The organism is Macrococcus armenti (assembly GCF_020097135.1).
Taxonomy (GTDB): domain Bacteria; phylum Bacillota; class Bacilli; order Staphylococcales; family Staphylococcaceae; genus Macrococcoides; species Macrococcoides armenti.
Genome location: NZ_CP083608.1, coordinates 1,117,093 through 1,134,017, shown reverse-complemented (window position 1 = coordinate 1,134,017; position 16,925 = coordinate 1,117,093). Strand labels below are relative to the sequence as shown.

Sequence of the window (16,925 nt, the reverse complement as noted above, 5' to 3'; positions counted from 1 at the left end):
TAAACGTAGATCTGTCGTCGAATGCACCATTATCCAATTTAAATTCGTTCATTATTTATCAACCACCTTAATGTTTGACTTCATATCAGCGTGTCCCATACCACAATATTCATTACATAATAATAAATATTCACCTTTTTTATCAAACGTCTTCACAAATGTAGAAATATGACCTGGTTCAATCATCATATTTACGTTTGTATGTGCAATTTCAAATCCGTGAACTACGTCACGACTTGTTGCGATAATTTTTACTTTTGAACCTTTTGGAATTTCAACTTTACCAGGGTTGTAGTTGAATGCAGAAACTACAAATACTAATTCATAATCCCATTCTTTTCCTTCAACTTTATGTAAACCTGGCTTACTGAATACTTCATCTTTATCGATGAGTTCTGGTGCGATGAATTCACGTCCACTTGCAATAGGCTCATGTCCATTATGTAACGCAGAAACAAATATAATACCTAGAAACAGCACTAATGAACCTATACCTAGTCCAAGCCAAATTTTCTCTAACTTATGCAATGTTTTCCCCTCCTAAATTCGTTCAATAAATAATATGAAAATTGCAAACCATGTAATCACAAAAATTGCACCTAATGTAAGTACAGATGCCATTGTGCCACGTAAATCTAAATCTTTATGATCTGAATGATCATTGGCTTGATTTAAATTTTTATCGTCCTTCATATCGAACACCCTTTCTTATTAACTTTTCTTTCTTTATAATAATAGAGTGTTACATATATTAATGTGATATTTATCACACTTTTTGAGATTTCGTTATTTTTTTCACAAATAAATTTTAGTGTGGGGTATGAAATGAAAAATACTGAAACGATTAAAATGTTATATCAATTAAAGAAAGAAGTTGAAAAGTCTGATCATCATTTACTTGTCAGCCAAATAAATGAAGTGATAAAGAAAGTACATTATCAATATAATATTGTTAGTTTTATCGGCCATTTCTCGTCAGGAAAGTCTTCGTTAATCAACAAAATATGTAAAGAAGAAATTCTGCCAAGTTCACCGATACCAACAACGAGTAATACGGCACAAATCATTAGTGATGATAAATCTTTAATCCGTATAAATATGGAAAATCAGACGTATACGGATGTTGATGATTATAAAACCGTTAAGCAAGTAAACACTTCCAATACTCAAATCGAATCTGTTGAAATTCATAAAGATAATTTGCCATTTCAAAAAGGAACTGTTATTCAGGATACGCCTGGAATTGATGCGACATTTAAAAATCATGAGGAAAGTACTTTAAAGTACTTATTAATAAGCGATGTTGTTTTCTATACAGTTGAATACAATCATGTAAATTCAGAAAAAAATTTTAATCAGATTAAAGATATGAATAAGCTTGGAGTGCCGGTCATATTAGTCATCAATCAAATTGACAAGCATAATGAAAATGAACTATCGTTTGAAGCATTTGAGCAAACGATTCAAAATAATATCAACCTATGGGGTATTGCTGTTGAACAAATCATTTACACATCGATATTTGAATGTGAACATAATCAATTTTTACAATTAGATTCAACATTAAAAGAAGTAATAAATGAAAATATTAAAAATAGAGATGCTTATTATGATCGAATTATTAATTATATTGAAGCGTCTCAAACTGAATATCTTAAAGAAAAGAAAGCAGCGCTATTATCAAAATTAGAGATTGATGAATCAGAAGTAGAAAATGCGTCTGAAAGAAGTAAAACACAGGAAACATTAAATGAACAAATTCAATTGCTTACTGCCGACGACAATTCTGAACGAATAATAGAGGAAGTAAGAAAAATCATCACAAATGCATACTTAATGCCTTTTGAACTCCGTGAAAAAATCGCAGAGATGCTTGAGACATTTGCACAAAATTATAAAGTTGGTGGTCTATTCGGTAAACAGGCTAAGCTGCAGAATGCGCGTAATACAACAACTGAGAAAGTTGTTGTAATGTTAAATGATATTCTCGATAAACAAATTAATTTTCAACTCAGGCATTTTTATGATCAGTTTTCAAAGTATAGTGAAACGCCATCACTATTAAATGAAATTCGTTATATCGTAACAGTAGATGATGTACAAAAGCATATAAAAGCACAACCTGAAGTTACGAAAGACTATGTATTAATATTTTCTGAACAATTAAAGAAATATATTGAACAGTTTATTGTACAAAATCAGAAATCGTGGCTTCAAAAGTTCATAAAAAGTATAAATTTGTCTAAAATAAATAATGATAGTGACATTCATCAATCAAGTTTATTTTATGACTATTTTGAAAATGAAAAACTAATTACTTCAATTACGACTAGGAATTATACGCATTACTATATACATATCGATGAGTCGATAGATAAGTTGATTGATAGATCATATGTGACATTAAACTTAAAAACTGAAAATATAACACCTCATAAGACGCAACACAAAAATAATGGTGCAGGTGAGCAGGTGGAACTTGAAACACAAGTGTTACAAATGTTTAATGACGTAGCATATTTTAAACCTGATATAGAAAAGTTAGAAGCACAACTCAGAAGAATACAGGAAGATGTTACAAAAATAGTCGTTTTTGGGGCATTCAGTGCAGGAAAAAGTGCATTAATCAATGCAATGTTAAAGGAAGAAATATTAAAATCATCCCCAAATCCAACAACGGCGAGTATAACCGAATTATATTATGGAGATAAGCACTATGTAACATTTAAAAGTGAAGAGGTGTTATTGAATAAGTTAAACAGTATGACATCAATTACACATCCAAATTATCAATCAATCCAGGAATGGATAAAACAGAATAAGCGTCAGCTTAAAATCTTAAGTGATGAAGACAAAAGCTTTGCTCAAGGGATAATTGATAATTACTCAATTTATAAATCATATATTATCAATGCATCTACGATTGAAATCGATAAAAATGAAATTGAAAAATACACAGCTGAAGATAGTCATGCGGCTTTTGTTAATAAAATTAAGATAGGAATAGAAAATGAATTCCTTAAAAATAAAATTATCATCGATTCACCTGGTACAGGAAGTACAAACAGTCGTCATACGATGGAAACGACAGAAATAATTGCTGACAGCGATTTACTTATATATGTTTCTTACTATAATCATGTTTACACTGAAAAAGATAAGGCGTTTTTAACGTATTTAAATGAAATTGAAGTTATGAATGAAGAAAGTAAGAATTTCTTTGTCATTAACGCGGTTGATTTAAGAAAAAATGATGATGAACTTGATCTTGTGACTAATTACTTGAAAAATGAATTAAGCCAACTTAACATACATGATGCTATTTATCCTGTATCTAGCAAATCAGCTTTAACACAATATGATGAAAGATTCTCAGCATTTGTGTCTGATGTAGAACACTTTGTATCAACTACAAGTAGAGTTCAAAAAATTAAACAGTTTAACATGAATGCGCATAGACTATTACGAAATGCCGAAAGTATGGTAACTAACTATGAATCATTTAAAGAACAGCAGGCGTTACAACAAAATCAGTATAATGAATGGTTACAAAATGAGCCATTACCTGAGAATATTATCACGAACATTGCAACGAATCTTGAACGATTTCTTCATGAGCAAGTTACATATTTAAAGGATAAGATGAAAATACAGCTCTATGATATTATCAAGTCAGAAATTAATACATCACAATTGAATGCTGCAATGGAAAATCAATACAAAAACGCTGTTGCAACGAAATTAATATCTGAATTCCAATTCATTGTTCCAAGGCTCAATAAGGCGGCACAAACGTATTATAAAGCTGAAACGGCATTAATTTCTGAACAATTAATGAAGTATAATATTACAGAAGATGTATCATTCAAACTACCAATATTAATGATGCAGGATATAAAATTTAGTTCGATAGCGCATGAAATTGAAAAAATCAGTTTACCTGCAATTAAAGAAAAACAATTAAAGGACATGAAGTTAAGAGATACGCTCTTTACACAAATTCATGCACTAACAATGAATGAAATGGAGCAAATATTAAAGCAATTTGAGTTAATGATGAATAAGAACTTAAAAGAAAGCGAATTGATTATAAAGCAACATATTAACAATATGAATCATCAAATTAATTTAGAGATTGATGACAAACTTCAAACTAAGTTGGATGATCGCACTGTACTTCAAATAAAACAAATATTAGAAAGTTAAGGTGATGAGATGAAGATATGGATAGATGAGCATGAGGCTTATCAATTATATGCATCAGATGAAGCCATCATTTTTGATTGTCGCGGTATTATGGATGATGAACGTGCAACATTTCAAAATTTTTTAGATTCGCATATAAAAAATAGTATATATATTTATCCATTACTAACAGGAGATAATAAAATCAGTGGTGGCAGGCATCCATTGCCAGACTTAAATTTGTTTTATCATTCTGTCAGCAATTTAAGTAAAGGTAAGCACATTATAGCGATTGATCATAAGGACGGATTTTATGCTACAAGATTTCTGTATTTATGTCATCTCGTTCATTTGAATTGTTATATTATTGACGGTAGTTTTGAAAATTTGAATCAATTTCCGCTTGCAAATAATGATGATAAAGTATTTATTAACATAAACGAATATATTTCATCCGTCAAATTTGATGAAATGACTGACGAAACGATAAATTATAATGACGAATACAATTGTGCGATTTTTAAGACGCATAATGAAATTAATAATGGAGAAAAACAAATTTTGATTGATGCCCGTAATCACGAAAGATACAAAGGTGAATATGAACCAATTGATCCGATTGCTGGACATATACCGGGTGCTATTAATATACCGTTCACCAAAATTTTTGAACAAGGTTTTATAAAAAGTGGCGCAGCATTAAAGGACATATTTGGAGATGTATTAAATAAGAAATCTATTGTTTATTGCGGATCAGGATTATCTGCTACACCACTATATGCAGCGTTAAAATCGCTTGATGCAGACGTTGCACTATATGCTGGTAGTTTTTCAGAATGGTGTAACATTTATCCTGAAAAAATTGAGACTGGAGAATAAGTATGGAAAATATATTGATTGTTGATGGTATGGCATTGCTATTCAGACATTTCTTTGCAACGAGTCTGCATGGCAATTATATGAAAAACTCAGAAGGGATTCCTACTAATGGTGTTCAAGGCTTTGTAAAACATACGTTAAGTGCAATTAAAGATACAAATGCCGAGCACGTTATCGTTTGTTGGGATATGGGTGCTAAAACGTTCCGTAATGATATTGATGAAAATTATAAAGCGCATCGACCTGCGCCTCAGGAAGAGCTTGTTCCACAATTTGAAATGGCTCAAAGTGTTTCAAAAGCATTAGGTTTTCTGAATATCGGTGTACATCATTATGAAGCTGATGATGTAATAGGTACTTTAGCGAAAAGTCTGGATAACAATTATCATATTACCGTAATAAGTGGTGATAGAGATTTGCTGCAAATACTGGATGAACATATTGAAGTCTGGCTTATTAAAAAAGGTTTTAATATTTATAATAAATACGATACAGACCGCTTCAAAGATGAATATCAGCTTGACCCAATTCAACTGATTGATGTAAAAGCATTTATGGGAGATACTGCTGATGGATACCCTGGTGTTAAAGGTATAGGTGAAAAAACGGCACTTAAGCTTATACAGAATTATCATTCTGTTAGTGGTGTATTACAATCGATCGACGAATTACCAAAAGGCCAGCAAAATAAAATTAATGATGCACGTAAAGCGCTCGATATCTCTCTGCAACTCGCTGAAATCCATACTGAAGTGCCATTAAATATTGACGAAATAGTATCAAATATGTCTTACGTAGTAGATAACAATGTGTTAATGGATGTTTGTTCAGAATATGAACTCAACTCAGTTTTCAGATTCATAAACATAATTTAATGCATACTTTATCAGTCATATATGGTAAAATGACTGATAAAGGTGGTGTAATGATGTCTATATTTAATAATGAACAGCAAATAATAGTTAACTTATTAACACGTATTTACACATATAAAGGGATGCAGGAAATAATAAGTGAACCACATCAAAAAGCATTGATAAAAATAAATCGAGTGACGATGATAAATGCATTGAAATATACGATGCAGTTGAGTAATAAACAGTTTGCAAATACACGTGTAATACAGATGATTGATTACAAAAGAGAGATTATTGATGCAGATGATGAAGCATTAATGGGGTATAGAGATGCACTTATTTATATTTATAGTGATTATGAGTTTATAGATATAACGTATGATGAATGTATTAAAATGTTTTTAGAGATGACGGCAGGTAATACAGATATTATTCGAACTTTAGATCATGAATCTGAAAAATCAATGCGTTTAATAATTGATTCGTATCATTCAAACTTAAAATTACGTAATGAATTAGAATGTATATTTAAGTTTATTTATGATTTGAATCAACTTAAGCCCTTTAAAACGCATCATATAAAATTTATGCATCTTCTGATGACGTTATTACTCTTAAAACATAACTTTATCGGTCTAAAATATAATAATTTAGAAGCATATATTGTTTCAGATATTGATATTTATAAATCAATTACTGCGAATTCAACGTCATTTCATTCATTTTTTATTTTTTTCCTTCGTCATTTAGTTGAATGCTATGAACAATTTTTTAATCAAATGCAGCTCATTAACACTAAACGTTATGAACCTTATTATCGTGTTCTGGATTTATTAAATCGTTCGTTTCAACCACTTGCAAGATCTGATATAGAAATTAAACTTGCAGATATTAGTCGGAAAACAATAGAAAGAGCACTCGTTGCGCTTCAGAAGGACGATGAAATTATTAAAGTAGGTCAGGGGAAATCAACCCGATATACATTAAAATAACTGTTTCACGTGAAAGGAATTTTGAAATGAAAGTAATCGCAGTTGATTTAGATGGCACATTTTTAAATGATCAGCATACATTTGATGAACTTAGGTTTGCACGACTATATAAAAAGCTTCTTCGTTTAAATATTTATTTTATCGTTGCCAGTAGTAATCATTCCGTCGTGCTTAAAAAATATTTCGAATCGTATGACAACATTATCTATATTTCTCAAAATGGTGCGCTGCTTGAGATGGACGAACGTGTTATTAATAGTGTTTCGATTAATCGTGATGATTTTAATTTGGCTTTTTCTGCACTCACAAAAAATAATTACAACTTTGTGGCTACATCAGTATACAATGCATATGTACCGTTAAATGCAGATGAGGATTTTATTGAAATTGCTCAGCCATATTATCCTGAATTTATAAAAGTAAGTCATTATAAAGAAATTGAAGATGATATATTAAAAGTAACCGTGTCATCTCGTAGAAGTGAATTAGAAAGTGTCCGAACGATAATTCCCAATAGTTTGACATGTGTTTATAGCGGAGGGCATTGCATAGATATAACTGGAGCGGTTGATAAAGCATTGATGCTAACATATTTAATAAACGAGCAACAGATTAATCCTGATGAACTTTATGTGTTTGGCGATGGAGAAAATGATATTTCAATGATGCAGTTAACAAAGAACAGCTATGCGATGAACAATGCAGATGTTAATGTAAAACATCATGCAAATTTTATTGCGCCATCTAATAATAAAAGTGGTGTACTTGAAGTTATTGAAAGAACCTTAAATCAATGAATTTGATTTAAGGTTCTTCTCGCTATCGTATCTGCGTGTTTATTCATGTTTCTTGGAATCCAGTCGATAATTAATAATTCGAAAGCTTTCTCTAATTCATGAATTGCTGATAAATATTGTTTATATTCTTGATTCTTAACATAATTTTTCTGAATGGAGTCCGCAACGATTTTTGAATCTGTTTTTATTAATAGTGATGTAAATTTATGTTTCTTACATACTTTTAATGCAATAATTAAACTTTGCCACTCAGCGTGATGATTATCGATTTCACCCAGATATTCACCATGTTCTATAATAGAACTATCGTGCTTGATAACAATGCCGCATGCACTTTGTAATGGAGATTGTCTTGTTGCTGCATCAATGAAAACTTGTACCATTATATATCCTCTTTATGATATGATTTCGCCCAATAACCAAACGGAACATTTAGCAACGTTGATATGAGTTTGAATAAATAAGTCGTGATGAATATTTCGAACAGTACATTGTTAGGTAATATACCGGTAAATGCAATGACTGTAAATAATGCAGTATCAATAATTGAACTTATGATTGTACTGCCGTATGCACGAATAATAAATGTTTTATCCGATGAAAACTTCTGTTTAATTTTGTTAAATAAATATACATCTACGTACTGGCCAATAATATATGCAACAATAGAACCGAGCACGATACGCGGTACTATTCCGAATAATGTTTCTAAACTTTGCTGAGCGATATCACTTTCACCTGGTTTAAACTGGAGAGAAATTGTCATTAGAATCGTCATAATAATTGCAGATGCAAATCCTAACCAGACAGCTTTTTTTGCAGTACGTCGTCCGTATTTATCATTTAGGATATCTGTTGCTAAATAGATAGATGCAAATAAAACGTTCCCAAGCGTCGCTGAAATGCTGAAGAGCTCAACCGACTTCGTAACCTGAATATTTGCAATTATAGTCCCGATTGCGACCCAAACAAATAATCCTTCTTTACCAAAGTACTTGTACATTATAACGAGCAATAGAAATGTCGCTAAAAACGCAATTAATGCCCAAATTTCGTTCGTCATATTTTACCTCCTTTTTAAAGTCAACTTTAGTATTATATGGGGTATATAGTGATATTGCAATATGTATAGGCAAACTACATTTCATATACAAGTGTATTTGTTATACTATATTTTGAGGTGGAAATATGAACATCAGTCAGAAAGCGACGTTGCGTACAATAGATAAACTTAATGATCATTACTGTGAGCATTGTCTGCTTAAAGAATATCATCGAAAGCAATATAATAAAAATTATGCACATCATTATTGTATAAAAAAATGTTCGGTCGGTATAGAAATAAAACGACTAGGAAATATACTTCAATAGGAGGAACTTATGCAAATAAAAAGAATAGACCCGACACCGAGTCCTAACACTTTAAAAATCACATTAGATGTAAGTAAAAATGATAATAAAAGCATTACATATAATGAAATAAGTGACAGTAATCCTGAATTTATTAATGCTTTACTTCATATAGAAGACATTCAATCAATATTCCAGGCAATGGATTTTATTTCAGTTGATAAAAAGCCGAGAAGTGACTGGGAGATGTTATTACCTCAAATAAAAAACGTGTTTGATCAATCAGATGAAATGAATGAAATGATGAAAGAAACGATTGATTCAGGTGAAAAATCGGTTGAAGTGCTGCATTTTAAAAATATCCCTTATCAAATTAAAGTAACATCTCATGAAAATGAGACAAGAAAACAACTCGATGTTCGTTTTATCGATGCGATGTTAAACAGTCAGAATGATGACGATAATGTCATATTACTTAGAAAATGGGTTGATTTTGGTGTTCGTTACGGTACAGATGAAGAAATTATTAAAACGATAAAAGATGAACTTGATGCTTTGTATACAGATGAACGACTTGCAGAACTTGTTGTAATAGGTCAGGAAAATAAACATGAGGATTTAACTAAGCGATTAAGTCGTGTTTCCATTGAGACATACTTAAATACTGAAGACTGGAAAGCGCGTTATCGTATGCTCGATGCATATCCAACACCAGATGAAACAGATATTGAATTTTTCAAAGTTGTGTTAAATGATGAAGCGCCTCAATTAAGAAGACTTGCAGTTATGTTTCTAGGAATGATAGAGGATAAAAGCGTTTTGCCGCTTCTTCATCTTGCGATGCACGATAAAAATATCGCCGTTAGAAGAACATCAGGTGATACATTGAGTGACTTTGGATTTAAAGAAAGTTTGCCAGTAATGCATGATGCATTAAGTGATAAATCTCCAATAGTAAGATGGCGTGCGGCCATGTTTATATATGATGAAGGTGATGAGACAAGTTTACCTTACTTAAAAGCTCACTTAGACGATGCTGCATTTGAAGTACGACTGCAGGTGAAAATGGCATATGAACGCATAATGAATGGTGAAAAAGCTGTTGGATCTGTATGGAAACAAATATCAAATAGAAATAAAGGAGAATAACTATGAATGCATATGAAGCTTATATGAAACAATTATCTGAAGGAATGAGAAGTGAATTAACGAATCACGGATTTATTTCACTTGAAACGAGTGAAGCGGTTAATGACCATTTTAATTCAGTAGGAGAAGAAACGACATTTGTCGTTGTGAATTCAGTATGTGGTTGCGCAGCTGGACTTGCACGACCAGCTGCAGTTACAGTCGCTACTCAGAACCCGATTAAACCTGATCATGTTGTTACAGTTTTTGCGGGTCAGGATAGAGAAGCTACAGATACGATGAGGGAATATATCGCACAAGTACCATCAAGTCCTTCAATGGCTCTATTTAAAGGAAAGACTTTAGTTGGCTTTATACCAAGAGAGCATATAGAAGGACGTCCTGTTGAAGAGCTATGTATGGACATAAAAGAACAATTTGATGAAAACTGTTAATTTTCTGCGTGTTACAACTTGTGTAAAGCCTGATGCGAATGTTTTGATGTATGTTGAAAACATTCGTAATGATTTACAACAATATAACATTCAATTCCAGTTAACAGAAAGAAAAAAACGTACAATCAAATCACTTTTTACAAATTCAACAACGCCAGTACTCATCATCCAGAAAAACGGTATATATTTATATATTTCACCTGATGAAAAAATTAGCTATCAGGAAAGTACGATGAATATAAAATTTAAGGAATATAAAAAAAATGGCGTATTGCCACCTTTAGTTCAGATGATAGCTGAAGATGAAAATTGTACACAGCGCATTGCAGACTGTACGATGGGGTTAGGAAACGACTTAATGTTAATGGCATTAACGTTACCGCATGCTCAATTTACAGCGTTTGAACAAAATTTTTATATTCATTTTACTATAAAGTGGAGTATGCACTATTACTGTAACCATATAAATAGAGATTTAAAGCAAGCATTTGACAGAATTCAATTTCAATATGGATCAGTTGTTCATTCGAAAGTAGCATATGATGTATATTATGTCGATTGTCTTTACCACAATACGATTGAAACATCGAACATTAACCATTTAGTAAAGTTTGTTAATAATGATGAACAAAATGATGATGTTTTATTAGATTACGTTACGTCAAAGTATGGTAAAGTCGTTTTACGTGCAGAATATAATTCACCAATTATTAAAGATTATGGGTTTATCATGTCAGTAAGACGAAATACTGTGACACATTATGGATACTTAATAAATAAACAGCACTGAAGTGTTTACTTCAGTGCTGTTTATTATTAAATGAGATTATTCTGTAATGCACATACTAATCATATAGCATAATAAAAGAAATAGTCCTGAAACTACCATAATTGAAGCATCCATCATATTCACTCCTTCGTTCTTTATACATACATGTTTAATATTACAATATGTAATTCTTTAAATGTAACTTATATAAATGTATTATAATGTATATAAGTAAAAATAGAAAGAGGTGGCGCAATGAATTCTTTTGATCAAGCTTATCATGAGCTATTAACAAAGATTTTAGAAAGCGGTAAAGATAAAGATGACAGAACCAATACAGGTACTTTATCGATATTTGGTCATCAGATGCGATTTGATTTATCTAAAGGATTCCCATTACTTACAACTAAGAAAGTTTCCTTTAAACTTATCGCAACAGAATTAATCTGGTTTATTCGAGGTGACACAAATATTAAATACTTGCTCGAATATAATAATAATATATGGAATGAGTGGGCATTTTTAAAGTGGATTGAAAGCGATGATTACAATGGGCCAGACATGACTGATTTCGGTCACCGAGCTTTAACAGATGAAGCATTTAATGAACAGTATCAGCAGCAACTTGCAATTTTTAAAGAAAAGATACTAACAGATGAATCATTTATGAAAAAATACGGTGATTTAGGTAACGTATATGGAAAGCAGTGGCGTCAATTTGAAACAAAGAATCGTGTGACAGACCAATTAAAAGATGTCATAGAACAAATCAAGAACAATCCATATAGTAGACGACATATCGTATCTGCATGGAATCCAGGCGAAATTGATACGATGGCATTGCCGCCATGCCATACGATGTTCCAGTTTTATGTAATTGATAATAAATTGTCCTGCCAACTTTATCAAAGGAGTGCGGATGTATTTCTTGGTGTACCATTTAACATCGCAAGCTATAGTCTACTGACACACCTTGTTGCTAGAGAATGCGGACTAGAAGTTGGGGAATTCATCCACACATTTGGAGATGCACATATATATTCGAATCATATTGATGCTGTAAAAACACAGTTAGAGAGAGATTCTTATGATGCACCAACATTAAAGATAAATTCTGATAAAGATATATTTAATCTAGAATATGAAGACCTTGAAATTATTAATTATACTGCACATCCAGCGATAAAAGCGCCAATAGCGGTTTAAGGAGAATCAAAATGTTATCTATAATTGTATGTCATGATAAAAATAGAGTAATCGGATTTGAAAATAAAATGCCATGGCACTTACCAAATGATTTAAAGCGTGTGAAAGCATTGACAACAGGTAATACTATCGTGATGGGAAGAAAAACTTACGAGTCACTCGGTAAAGCGTTACCGAACCGTAAAAATGTTGTATTAACAAGAGATAAATCATTTCAGCCTGAAGATGCAGAGGTCATTCATAATATTGATGATATTTATGATTTAAAAGGCCATGTTTTTGTTTTCGGTGGTCAGAATTTTTACGAACAGATGATTGATAAAGTGGACGATATGTATGTAACGGTGATTGAAGAAAGTTATCCTGGTGATGCTTTTTTCCCTGAATATACATTTAAAGATTTTAAAGTACTGTCAATTGAAGAAGGGGTACTTGATGAAAAAAATACAATTCCACATCACTTTATGCATTTAGAGAGGTATAAAAATGTTTAGAATGGCAAAAACAATCGGTGTGATTATTGGATATGCAGCAATTGTCACACTTAGTTTTAAAAAAATCGAGCGTGAACTAAATCGGTATGATGATGTTTATACAAGGGATGTAGTAGCATTTAAAGCACCGAAAAAGTGGGCGCATGCAATTTTAAAGACTGCTGGTGTTACGGTTAATGTGACAAAAAAAGAGGAACTACCAAAAGAAAGTGTACTTTTTGTATGTAATCATGAAGGGAACTTTGATATACCCGTTATGATTCACGCCATTGACAAACCTTTTGGCTTTGTCTCAAAAATAGAAGTGAAAAAAATCCCTTTTCTAGATAAATGGATGGGGCTTATGAATTGCATATATCTCGATCGAACAGATCGTCGCTCATCACTTCAGATGATTAAAGATGGTATCAATTCATTGAAATCCGGACACAGTATTATGATATTTCCGGAAGGGACGAGAAGTAAAGGACAAGGAATGAATGAATTTAAGGCAGGTTCTTTAAAACTTGCTAAAAGTGCACAAGTAAAGATTATTCCAGTTGCAATAAGTGGTACTTCAAACATCATGGAAAAATACAACAATAAAAAAATGGTCCCTGGTGAAGTGAATGTATCGATTTTACCGGCAATTGAACCAGAAATATTTAAAGAAAAGTCCTTGCAGGAAGTTGCAGATTATGTAAAAGCATTAATACAAGATGAATTAAATATGAGGGATGAAAAATGAGTAAAATAAAATTAATTGTGGATTCAACACACGACTTACCCGCACAATATTTAGTGGATCATGGGATTGTGCAAGTGCCATTAAATATCGTGATGGATGGCAAAACTTATTTAGACCAGGAAGAAATTTCTTCACAGGAATATTTAAATAAATTGGTGGCATCTAAAGAAATCCCAAAAACGAGCCAGCCTGCAACTGGTAAATTTGTAGAAACATATGAGAAGTATATAGATGAAGGATATGAAATATTGAGTCTGCATATGACACATCGCTTAAGTGGAACATTAAACAGCGCGCAGACTGCCGCATCTATGGTAGATGGGAATGTTACTGTCATTGATTCTGGATTTATCGCACAATCATATGGATTTATTATTCAAAATGTAGTGGAACTGATTATAAAACATAAATCTATGGATGAAATTGTCGCTGCTATTGAAATAATGAAATCACAATCTAAATTATTTCTTGTAATATCACAACTTGATTATTTACGCAAAGGTGGACGAATCTCTCGTGGTAAAGGATTTATCGGGGGCTTAATGAATTTGAAACCTGTCGCTCAAGTCATTGATGGAGAAATTCAAGTGCTTCAAAATGCAAGAACTCAAAATGCAGTCGTAAAACTGTTAACGAAAGAAGTTAAAGCAATGAGTGAACAATACAAATATTTAAAAATAGGTATATCTGAAGCAGATGCAGGTGACTTATTAACGAAAGTTGAAGCGGCCCTTTCTCCATTTACAGATGAGAAAATTACGATTCATACAACAACACCAATTGTTTCAACGCATACAGGTCCTGGTGCAATTGGTTTATCCGTATTCGGTTATAATGATTAACATAATAAAAAAACCGATTTGGTTCGTTCTATTTATATTACTAGCAATTTGTAATATTTTCTTATTCCTGTTGATAAACCATGAACTAACGCAAAATGAGGAAGAGAGCGTTCTTTCAGAAAAGATTTCTGTACAATTTAATGATAAATTAATTTTAAACGAGTCAACGATTGCTAAATATTTGCCAGATGATCGTTATACGAAACTTTCTATTGAAGACCATAAAATTAAAATTGTCAGTACGACAAATATGCTTAACAAAGAAGTAAAGACGACGATGATAACGAAGCCGGATGTGGAAGTTGATGGTACATTAAAATTACATATTGAACAAATCAGTATTGGTCAATTGCCATTAAACAAAAAGCAGCAATTACAACTCGTTAAAAAGTTTGGTAAATTACCGGACGACGTAACACTTAGTGTAAAACAATCTGCTCTATACTATCATATGGGCATAATAAAGAAAAATGGTACGAAATTAGTATTAAAATCGATTACAGATGATAATAAGTGGGTATTTGATATAGAGTTAGGGGAGTGATATTATGAAAGCCACACTCGCAGGAGGCTGCTTCTGGTGTTTAGTTAAACCATTTGACACTTTTGACGGCGTATTAAGTGTTATTAGTGGATATAGTGGAGGTCATGTAGAAAATCCTACGTACGAACAAGTATGTACGAATACAACAGGGCATAGAGAAGCGGTTCAAATAACATTTGATGAGAATAAGATATCATTTGAGGAAATATTAAAAATCTTCTTTATGACATTTGACCCTACTGATAATGAAGGACAGTTTTTTGACCGTGGTGAAAGTTATGCTCCTGCAATTTTTTATCATGATGATTCACAGAAATGTTCGGCGATTCAATATATTGACGAATTAAATAAAGCGAAAATTTTTAAAGAACGTGTGAATACACCAGTCATAGCTTATCGTAATTTCTATCCAGCAGAAGAAGGACATCAATATTATTATAAAAAAGCACCATTATATTATGAACGCTATCAAATCGGTTCAGGAAGAAGGGCGTTTATTGAGCAGCACTGGGGGGATACGAATTGAAAAAGGATGTAACACAACTGAATGATATTGAGTATTATGTAATAAAAGAAAATGGTACAGAGCCACCTTTTCAGAATGAATACTGGAATCATTTTGAAAAAGGTATTTATGTCGATAAACTGAGTGGAAAGCCGTTGTTTACTTCAGAGGATAAGTTCGATTCATCATGTGGGTGGCCAAGTTTTTCTAAGGCAATCAGTAATGATGAGATTATTGAACTCGTTGATAAATCACATGGTATGACGAGGACAGAAGTACGTAGTGAAATAAGCGACAGCCATTTAGGTCATGTGTTTAATGATGGTCCAATCGATAAGGGCGGCCTAAGATATTGTATAAATTCTGCGAGCATTCAGTTTATACCGTATAATAAATTAACTGAGCTCGGTTATGATCAATACACGAAATTGTTTAACGAAAAATAAAGGAGAGAGACTATGTTTAAAAAAATGTTTGGTAAAAGTGAGCCGCAAAGTAAAAAAATAGAAATCGTTTCACCTATTACTGGTGAATATGTAGCAATTGAAGATATTCCCGATCCAGTTTTTGCACAAAAAATGATGGGTGAAGGTTTTGGAATTAAGCCTACTGAGGGTATTGTAGCTGCACCGATTTCAGGAGAAGTTGTAAATGTATTCCCTACAAAGCATGCGATTGGTATTAAGGCAGAAAATGGTGTTGAACTATTAATCCATGTTGGACTTGAAACGGTTGCGATGAAAGGGGCAGGTTTCAAAACGCACATAAGCCAGGGAGATATTGTTCAAAAAGGAGATACTTTATTAGAGTTTGATATCGCATTGATTGAAAAAGAAGCATCTTCAATTATTTCTCCTGTTATCATTACAAACTCAGATGTATTATCTGAAATTAAATTTGAAAATCAAACTTTATTAACAAAAGGTGAGACACCTGTTATGACAGTTGAGATGAAGTAATGAACAAAGCATCATTTTATCACTTCGTATTAAATGAAAGAGGCGCTAAAAATGAATACGGCACATTTGCTGAAGCTGTATTCAATGATTTAATGTTCCCAAAAGATACGAGTGATTTTCATGTGATTTCAACATATATCGAAGAATATGGGAGTGGAGATATGTCACTTTCAATATTTGATCAATTATATGAAAAGTATACTGAATGGCAAAAATTTTAGCACGTATCATATATG

The 16,925-nt window shown here is 32.1% G+C and carries 22 protein-coding genes; 18 read left to right on the top strand and 4 right to left on the bottom strand.

Annotated features, from left to right (window positions below; translation table 11 throughout):
* Positions 1-51: 51 nt before the first annotated feature.
* Together LAU42_RS05835 and LAU42_RS05830 are read right to left on the bottom strand one after the other, a co-directional pair.
* Complete coding sequence (locus tag LAU42_RS05835; RefSeq protein ID WP_224182712.1) at positions 52-528, bottom strand: cytochrome c oxidase subunit II; 477 nt, start codon at positions 526-528, stop codon at positions 52-54.
* Positions 529-540: 12 nt separating this feature from the next.
* Positions 541-693, bottom strand: a complete 153-nt coding sequence (locus LAU42_RS05830; RefSeq protein WP_224182711.1) for a cytochrome c oxidase subunit 2A — start codon at positions 691-693, stop codon at positions 541-543.
* A gap of 132 nt (positions 694-825) precedes the next feature.
* Between LAU42_RS05830 and LAU42_RS05825 the strand changes: the two genes are divergently transcribed.
* Genes LAU42_RS05825 through LAU42_RS05805 form a run of 5 tightly spaced genes read left to right on the top strand, consistent with a single transcriptional unit; the run spans position 826 to position 7,710 of the window.
* A complete protein-coding gene (locus LAU42_RS05825) occupies positions 826-4,206 on the top strand; it encodes a dynamin family protein (RefSeq protein ID WP_224182710.1) in 3,381 nt (1,126 codons plus the stop codon).
* Positions 4,207-4,215: 9 nt separating this feature from the next.
* Complete coding sequence (locus LAU42_RS05820) at positions 4,216-5,064, top strand: sulfurtransferase (protein ID WP_224182709.1); 849 nt, start codon at positions 4,216-4,218, stop codon at positions 5,062-5,064.
* A gap of 2 nt (positions 5,065-5,066) precedes the next feature.
* Positions 5,067-5,939 (top strand): 5'-3' exonuclease, encoded by an 873-nt coding sequence (locus LAU42_RS05815; RefSeq protein WP_224182708.1) that lies wholly within the window; start codon positions 5,067-5,069, stop codon positions 5,937-5,939.
* The gene (locus LAU42_RS05810) at positions 5,939-6,913 is read left to right on the top strand and encodes a Fic family protein (protein WP_224182707.1); all 975 of its coding nucleotides are present in this window, start codon (positions 5,939-5,941) and stop codon (positions 6,911-6,913) included. Before LAU42_RS05815 ends, LAU42_RS05810 begins: the two co-directional genes overlap by 1 nt.
* A gap of 26 nt (positions 6,914-6,939) precedes the next feature.
* Positions 6,940-7,710, top strand: a complete 771-nt coding sequence (locus tag LAU42_RS05805) for a Cof-type HAD-IIB family hydrolase (RefSeq protein ID WP_224182706.1) — start codon at positions 6,940-6,942, stop codon at positions 7,708-7,710.
* Here LAU42_RS05805 and LAU42_RS05800 read toward each other — a convergent pair.
* Positions 7,704-8,093 (bottom strand): ribonuclease HI family protein, encoded by a 390-nt coding sequence (locus LAU42_RS05800; RefSeq protein ID WP_224182705.1) that lies wholly within the window; start codon positions 8,091-8,093, stop codon positions 7,704-7,706. The two genes, LAU42_RS05805 and LAU42_RS05800, sit on opposite strands and share 7 nt — an antisense overlap.
* Positions 8,093-8,773 carry a queuosine precursor transporter gene (locus tag LAU42_RS05795; protein WP_224182704.1) on the bottom strand — a complete coding sequence of 227 codons (681 nt, stop codon included), beginning with the start codon at positions 8,771-8,773 and terminating at the stop codon, positions 8,093-8,095. Before LAU42_RS05795 ends, LAU42_RS05800 begins: the two co-directional genes overlap by 1 nt.
* 125 nt (positions 8,774-8,898) lie before the next feature.
* Here LAU42_RS05795 and LAU42_RS05790 point away from each other — a divergent pair, with 125 nt between their 5' ends.
* From LAU42_RS05790 to LAU42_RS05730, 13 genes are all read left to right on the top strand, one after another.
* Positions 8,899-9,081: a zinc-finger domain-containing protein gene (locus LAU42_RS05790; RefSeq protein WP_224182703.1), complete on the top strand. Its 183-nt coding sequence runs from the start codon at positions 8,899-8,901 to the stop codon at positions 9,079-9,081.
* A 9-nt stretch (positions 9,082-9,090) separates the two neighbouring features.
* On the top strand, positions 9,091-10,209 hold the full coding sequence (locus LAU42_RS05785) for a virulence factor (protein ID WP_224182702.1): 1,119 nt from the start codon (positions 9,091-9,093) through the stop codon (positions 10,207-10,209).
* A gap of 2 nt (positions 10,210-10,211) precedes the next feature.
* The gene (locus LAU42_RS05780) at positions 10,212-10,643 is read left to right on the top strand and encodes a BrxA/BrxB family bacilliredoxin (RefSeq protein ID WP_224182701.1); all 432 of its coding nucleotides are present in this window, start codon (positions 10,212-10,214) and stop codon (positions 10,641-10,643) included.
* The gene (locus LAU42_RS05775; RefSeq protein WP_224182700.1) at positions 10,630-11,433 is read left to right on the top strand and encodes a hypothetical protein; all 804 of its coding nucleotides are present in this window, start codon (positions 10,630-10,632) and stop codon (positions 11,431-11,433) included. Before LAU42_RS05780 ends, LAU42_RS05775 begins: the two co-directional genes overlap by 14 nt.
* A 234-nt stretch (positions 11,434-11,667) precedes the next feature.
* On the top strand, positions 11,668-12,618 hold the full coding sequence (locus tag LAU42_RS05770) for a thymidylate synthase (RefSeq protein WP_224182699.1): 951 nt from the start codon (positions 11,668-11,670) through the stop codon (positions 12,616-12,618).
* A gap of 11 nt (positions 12,619-12,629) precedes the next feature.
* A complete protein-coding gene (locus tag LAU42_RS05765) occupies positions 12,630-13,112 on the top strand; it encodes a dihydrofolate reductase (RefSeq protein ID WP_224182698.1) in 483 nt (160 codons plus the stop codon).
* Positions 13,105-13,839 carry a lysophospholipid acyltransferase family protein gene (locus LAU42_RS05760; RefSeq protein WP_224182697.1) on the top strand — a complete coding sequence of 245 codons (735 nt, stop codon included), beginning with the start codon at positions 13,105-13,107 and terminating at the stop codon, positions 13,837-13,839. Before LAU42_RS05765 ends, LAU42_RS05760 begins: the two co-directional genes overlap by 8 nt.
* Positions 13,836-14,681: a DegV family protein gene (locus LAU42_RS05755; RefSeq protein WP_224182696.1), complete on the top strand. Its 846-nt coding sequence runs from the start codon at positions 13,836-13,838 to the stop codon at positions 14,679-14,681. The genes LAU42_RS05760 and LAU42_RS05755 overlap by 4 nt, the downstream gene beginning before the upstream one ends.
* On the top strand, positions 14,674-15,225 hold the full coding sequence (locus LAU42_RS05750) for a DUF2140 family protein (RefSeq protein ID WP_224182695.1): 552 nt from the start codon (positions 14,674-14,676) through the stop codon (positions 15,223-15,225). The genes LAU42_RS05755 and LAU42_RS05750 overlap by 8 nt, the downstream gene beginning before the upstream one ends.
* Positions 15,226-15,229: 4 nt before the next feature.
* A complete protein-coding gene (gene msrA / locus LAU42_RS05745) occupies positions 15,230-15,751 on the top strand; it encodes a peptide-methionine (S)-S-oxide reductase MsrA (protein WP_224182694.1) in 522 nt (173 codons plus the stop codon).
* A complete protein-coding gene (gene msrB, locus LAU42_RS05740) occupies positions 15,748-16,176 on the top strand; it encodes a peptide-methionine (R)-S-oxide reductase MsrB (RefSeq protein WP_224182693.1) in 429 nt (142 codons plus the stop codon). Before msrA ends, msrB begins: the two co-directional genes overlap by 4 nt.
* A gap of 12 nt (positions 16,177-16,188) precedes the next feature.
* Entirely contained in the window at positions 16,189-16,689 is a 501-nt protein-coding gene (locus LAU42_RS05735; protein WP_224182692.1) for a PTS sugar transporter subunit IIA, read from the top strand.
* On the top strand, positions 16,689-16,910 hold the full coding sequence (locus LAU42_RS05730; RefSeq protein ID WP_224182691.1) for a YozE family protein: 222 nt from the start codon (positions 16,689-16,691) through the stop codon (positions 16,908-16,910). Before LAU42_RS05735 ends, LAU42_RS05730 begins: the two co-directional genes overlap by 1 nt.
* Positions 16,911-16,925 lie beyond the last annotated feature (15 nt).

Coding starts and splice junctions, on each gene's coding strand:
- LAU42_RS05735 (WP_224182692.1), top strand. CDS start 16,189: ATGTTTAAAAAAATGTTTGGTAAAAGTGAGCCGCAAAGTAAAAAAATA.
- LAU42_RS05765 (WP_224182698.1), top strand. CDS start 12,630: ATGTTATCTATAATTGTATGTCATGATAAAAATAGAGTAATCGGATTT.
- LAU42_RS05755 (WP_224182696.1), top strand. CDS start 13,836: ATGAGTAAAATAAAATTAATTGTGGATTCAACACACGACTTACCCGCA.
- LAU42_RS05825 (WP_224182710.1), top strand. CDS start 826: ATGAAAAATACTGAAACGATTAAAATGTTATATCAATTAAAGAAAGAA.
- LAU42_RS05750 (WP_224182695.1), top strand. CDS start 14,674: ATGATTAACATAATAAAAAAACCGATTTGGTTCGTTCTATTTATATTA.
- LAU42_RS05795 (WP_224182704.1), bottom strand. CDS start 8,773: ATGACGAACGAAATTTGGGCATTAATTGCGTTTTTAGCGACATTTCTA.
- msrA (WP_224182694.1), top strand. CDS start 15,230: ATGAAAGCCACACTCGCAGGAGGCTGCTTCTGGTGTTTAGTTAAACCA.
- LAU42_RS05770 (WP_224182699.1), top strand. CDS start 11,668: ATGAATTCTTTTGATCAAGCTTATCATGAGCTATTAACAAAGATTTTA.
- LAU42_RS05820 (WP_224182709.1), top strand. CDS start 4,216: ATGAAGATATGGATAGATGAGCATGAGGCTTATCAATTATATGCATCA.
- LAU42_RS05805 (WP_224182706.1), top strand. CDS start 6,940: ATGAAAGTAATCGCAGTTGATTTAGATGGCACATTTTTAAATGATCAG.
- LAU42_RS05775 (WP_224182700.1), top strand. CDS start 10,630: ATGAAAACTGTTAATTTTCTGCGTGTTACAACTTGTGTAAAGCCTGAT.
- LAU42_RS05830 (WP_224182711.1), bottom strand. CDS start 693: ATGAAGGACGATAAAAATTTAAATCAAGCCAATGATCATTCAGATCAT.
- LAU42_RS05785 (WP_224182702.1), top strand. CDS start 9,091: ATGCAAATAAAAAGAATAGACCCGACACCGAGTCCTAACACTTTAAAA.
- LAU42_RS05810 (WP_224182707.1), top strand. CDS start 5,939: ATGCATACTTTATCAGTCATATATGGTAAAATGACTGATAAAGGTGGT.
- LAU42_RS05780 (WP_224182701.1), top strand. CDS start 10,212: ATGAATGCATATGAAGCTTATATGAAACAATTATCTGAAGGAATGAGA.
- LAU42_RS05815 (WP_224182708.1), top strand. CDS start 5,067: ATGGAAAATATATTGATTGTTGATGGTATGGCATTGCTATTCAGACAT.
- LAU42_RS05800 (WP_224182705.1), bottom strand. CDS start 8,093: ATGGTACAAGTTTTCATTGATGCAGCAACAAGACAATCTCCATTACAA.
- LAU42_RS05790 (WP_224182703.1), top strand. CDS start 8,899: ATGAACATCAGTCAGAAAGCGACGTTGCGTACAATAGATAAACTTAAT.
- LAU42_RS05730 (WP_224182691.1), top strand. CDS start 16,689: ATGAACAAAGCATCATTTTATCACTTCGTATTAAATGAAAGAGGCGCT.
- LAU42_RS05760 (WP_224182697.1), top strand. CDS start 13,105: ATGTTTAGAATGGCAAAAACAATCGGTGTGATTATTGGATATGCAGCA.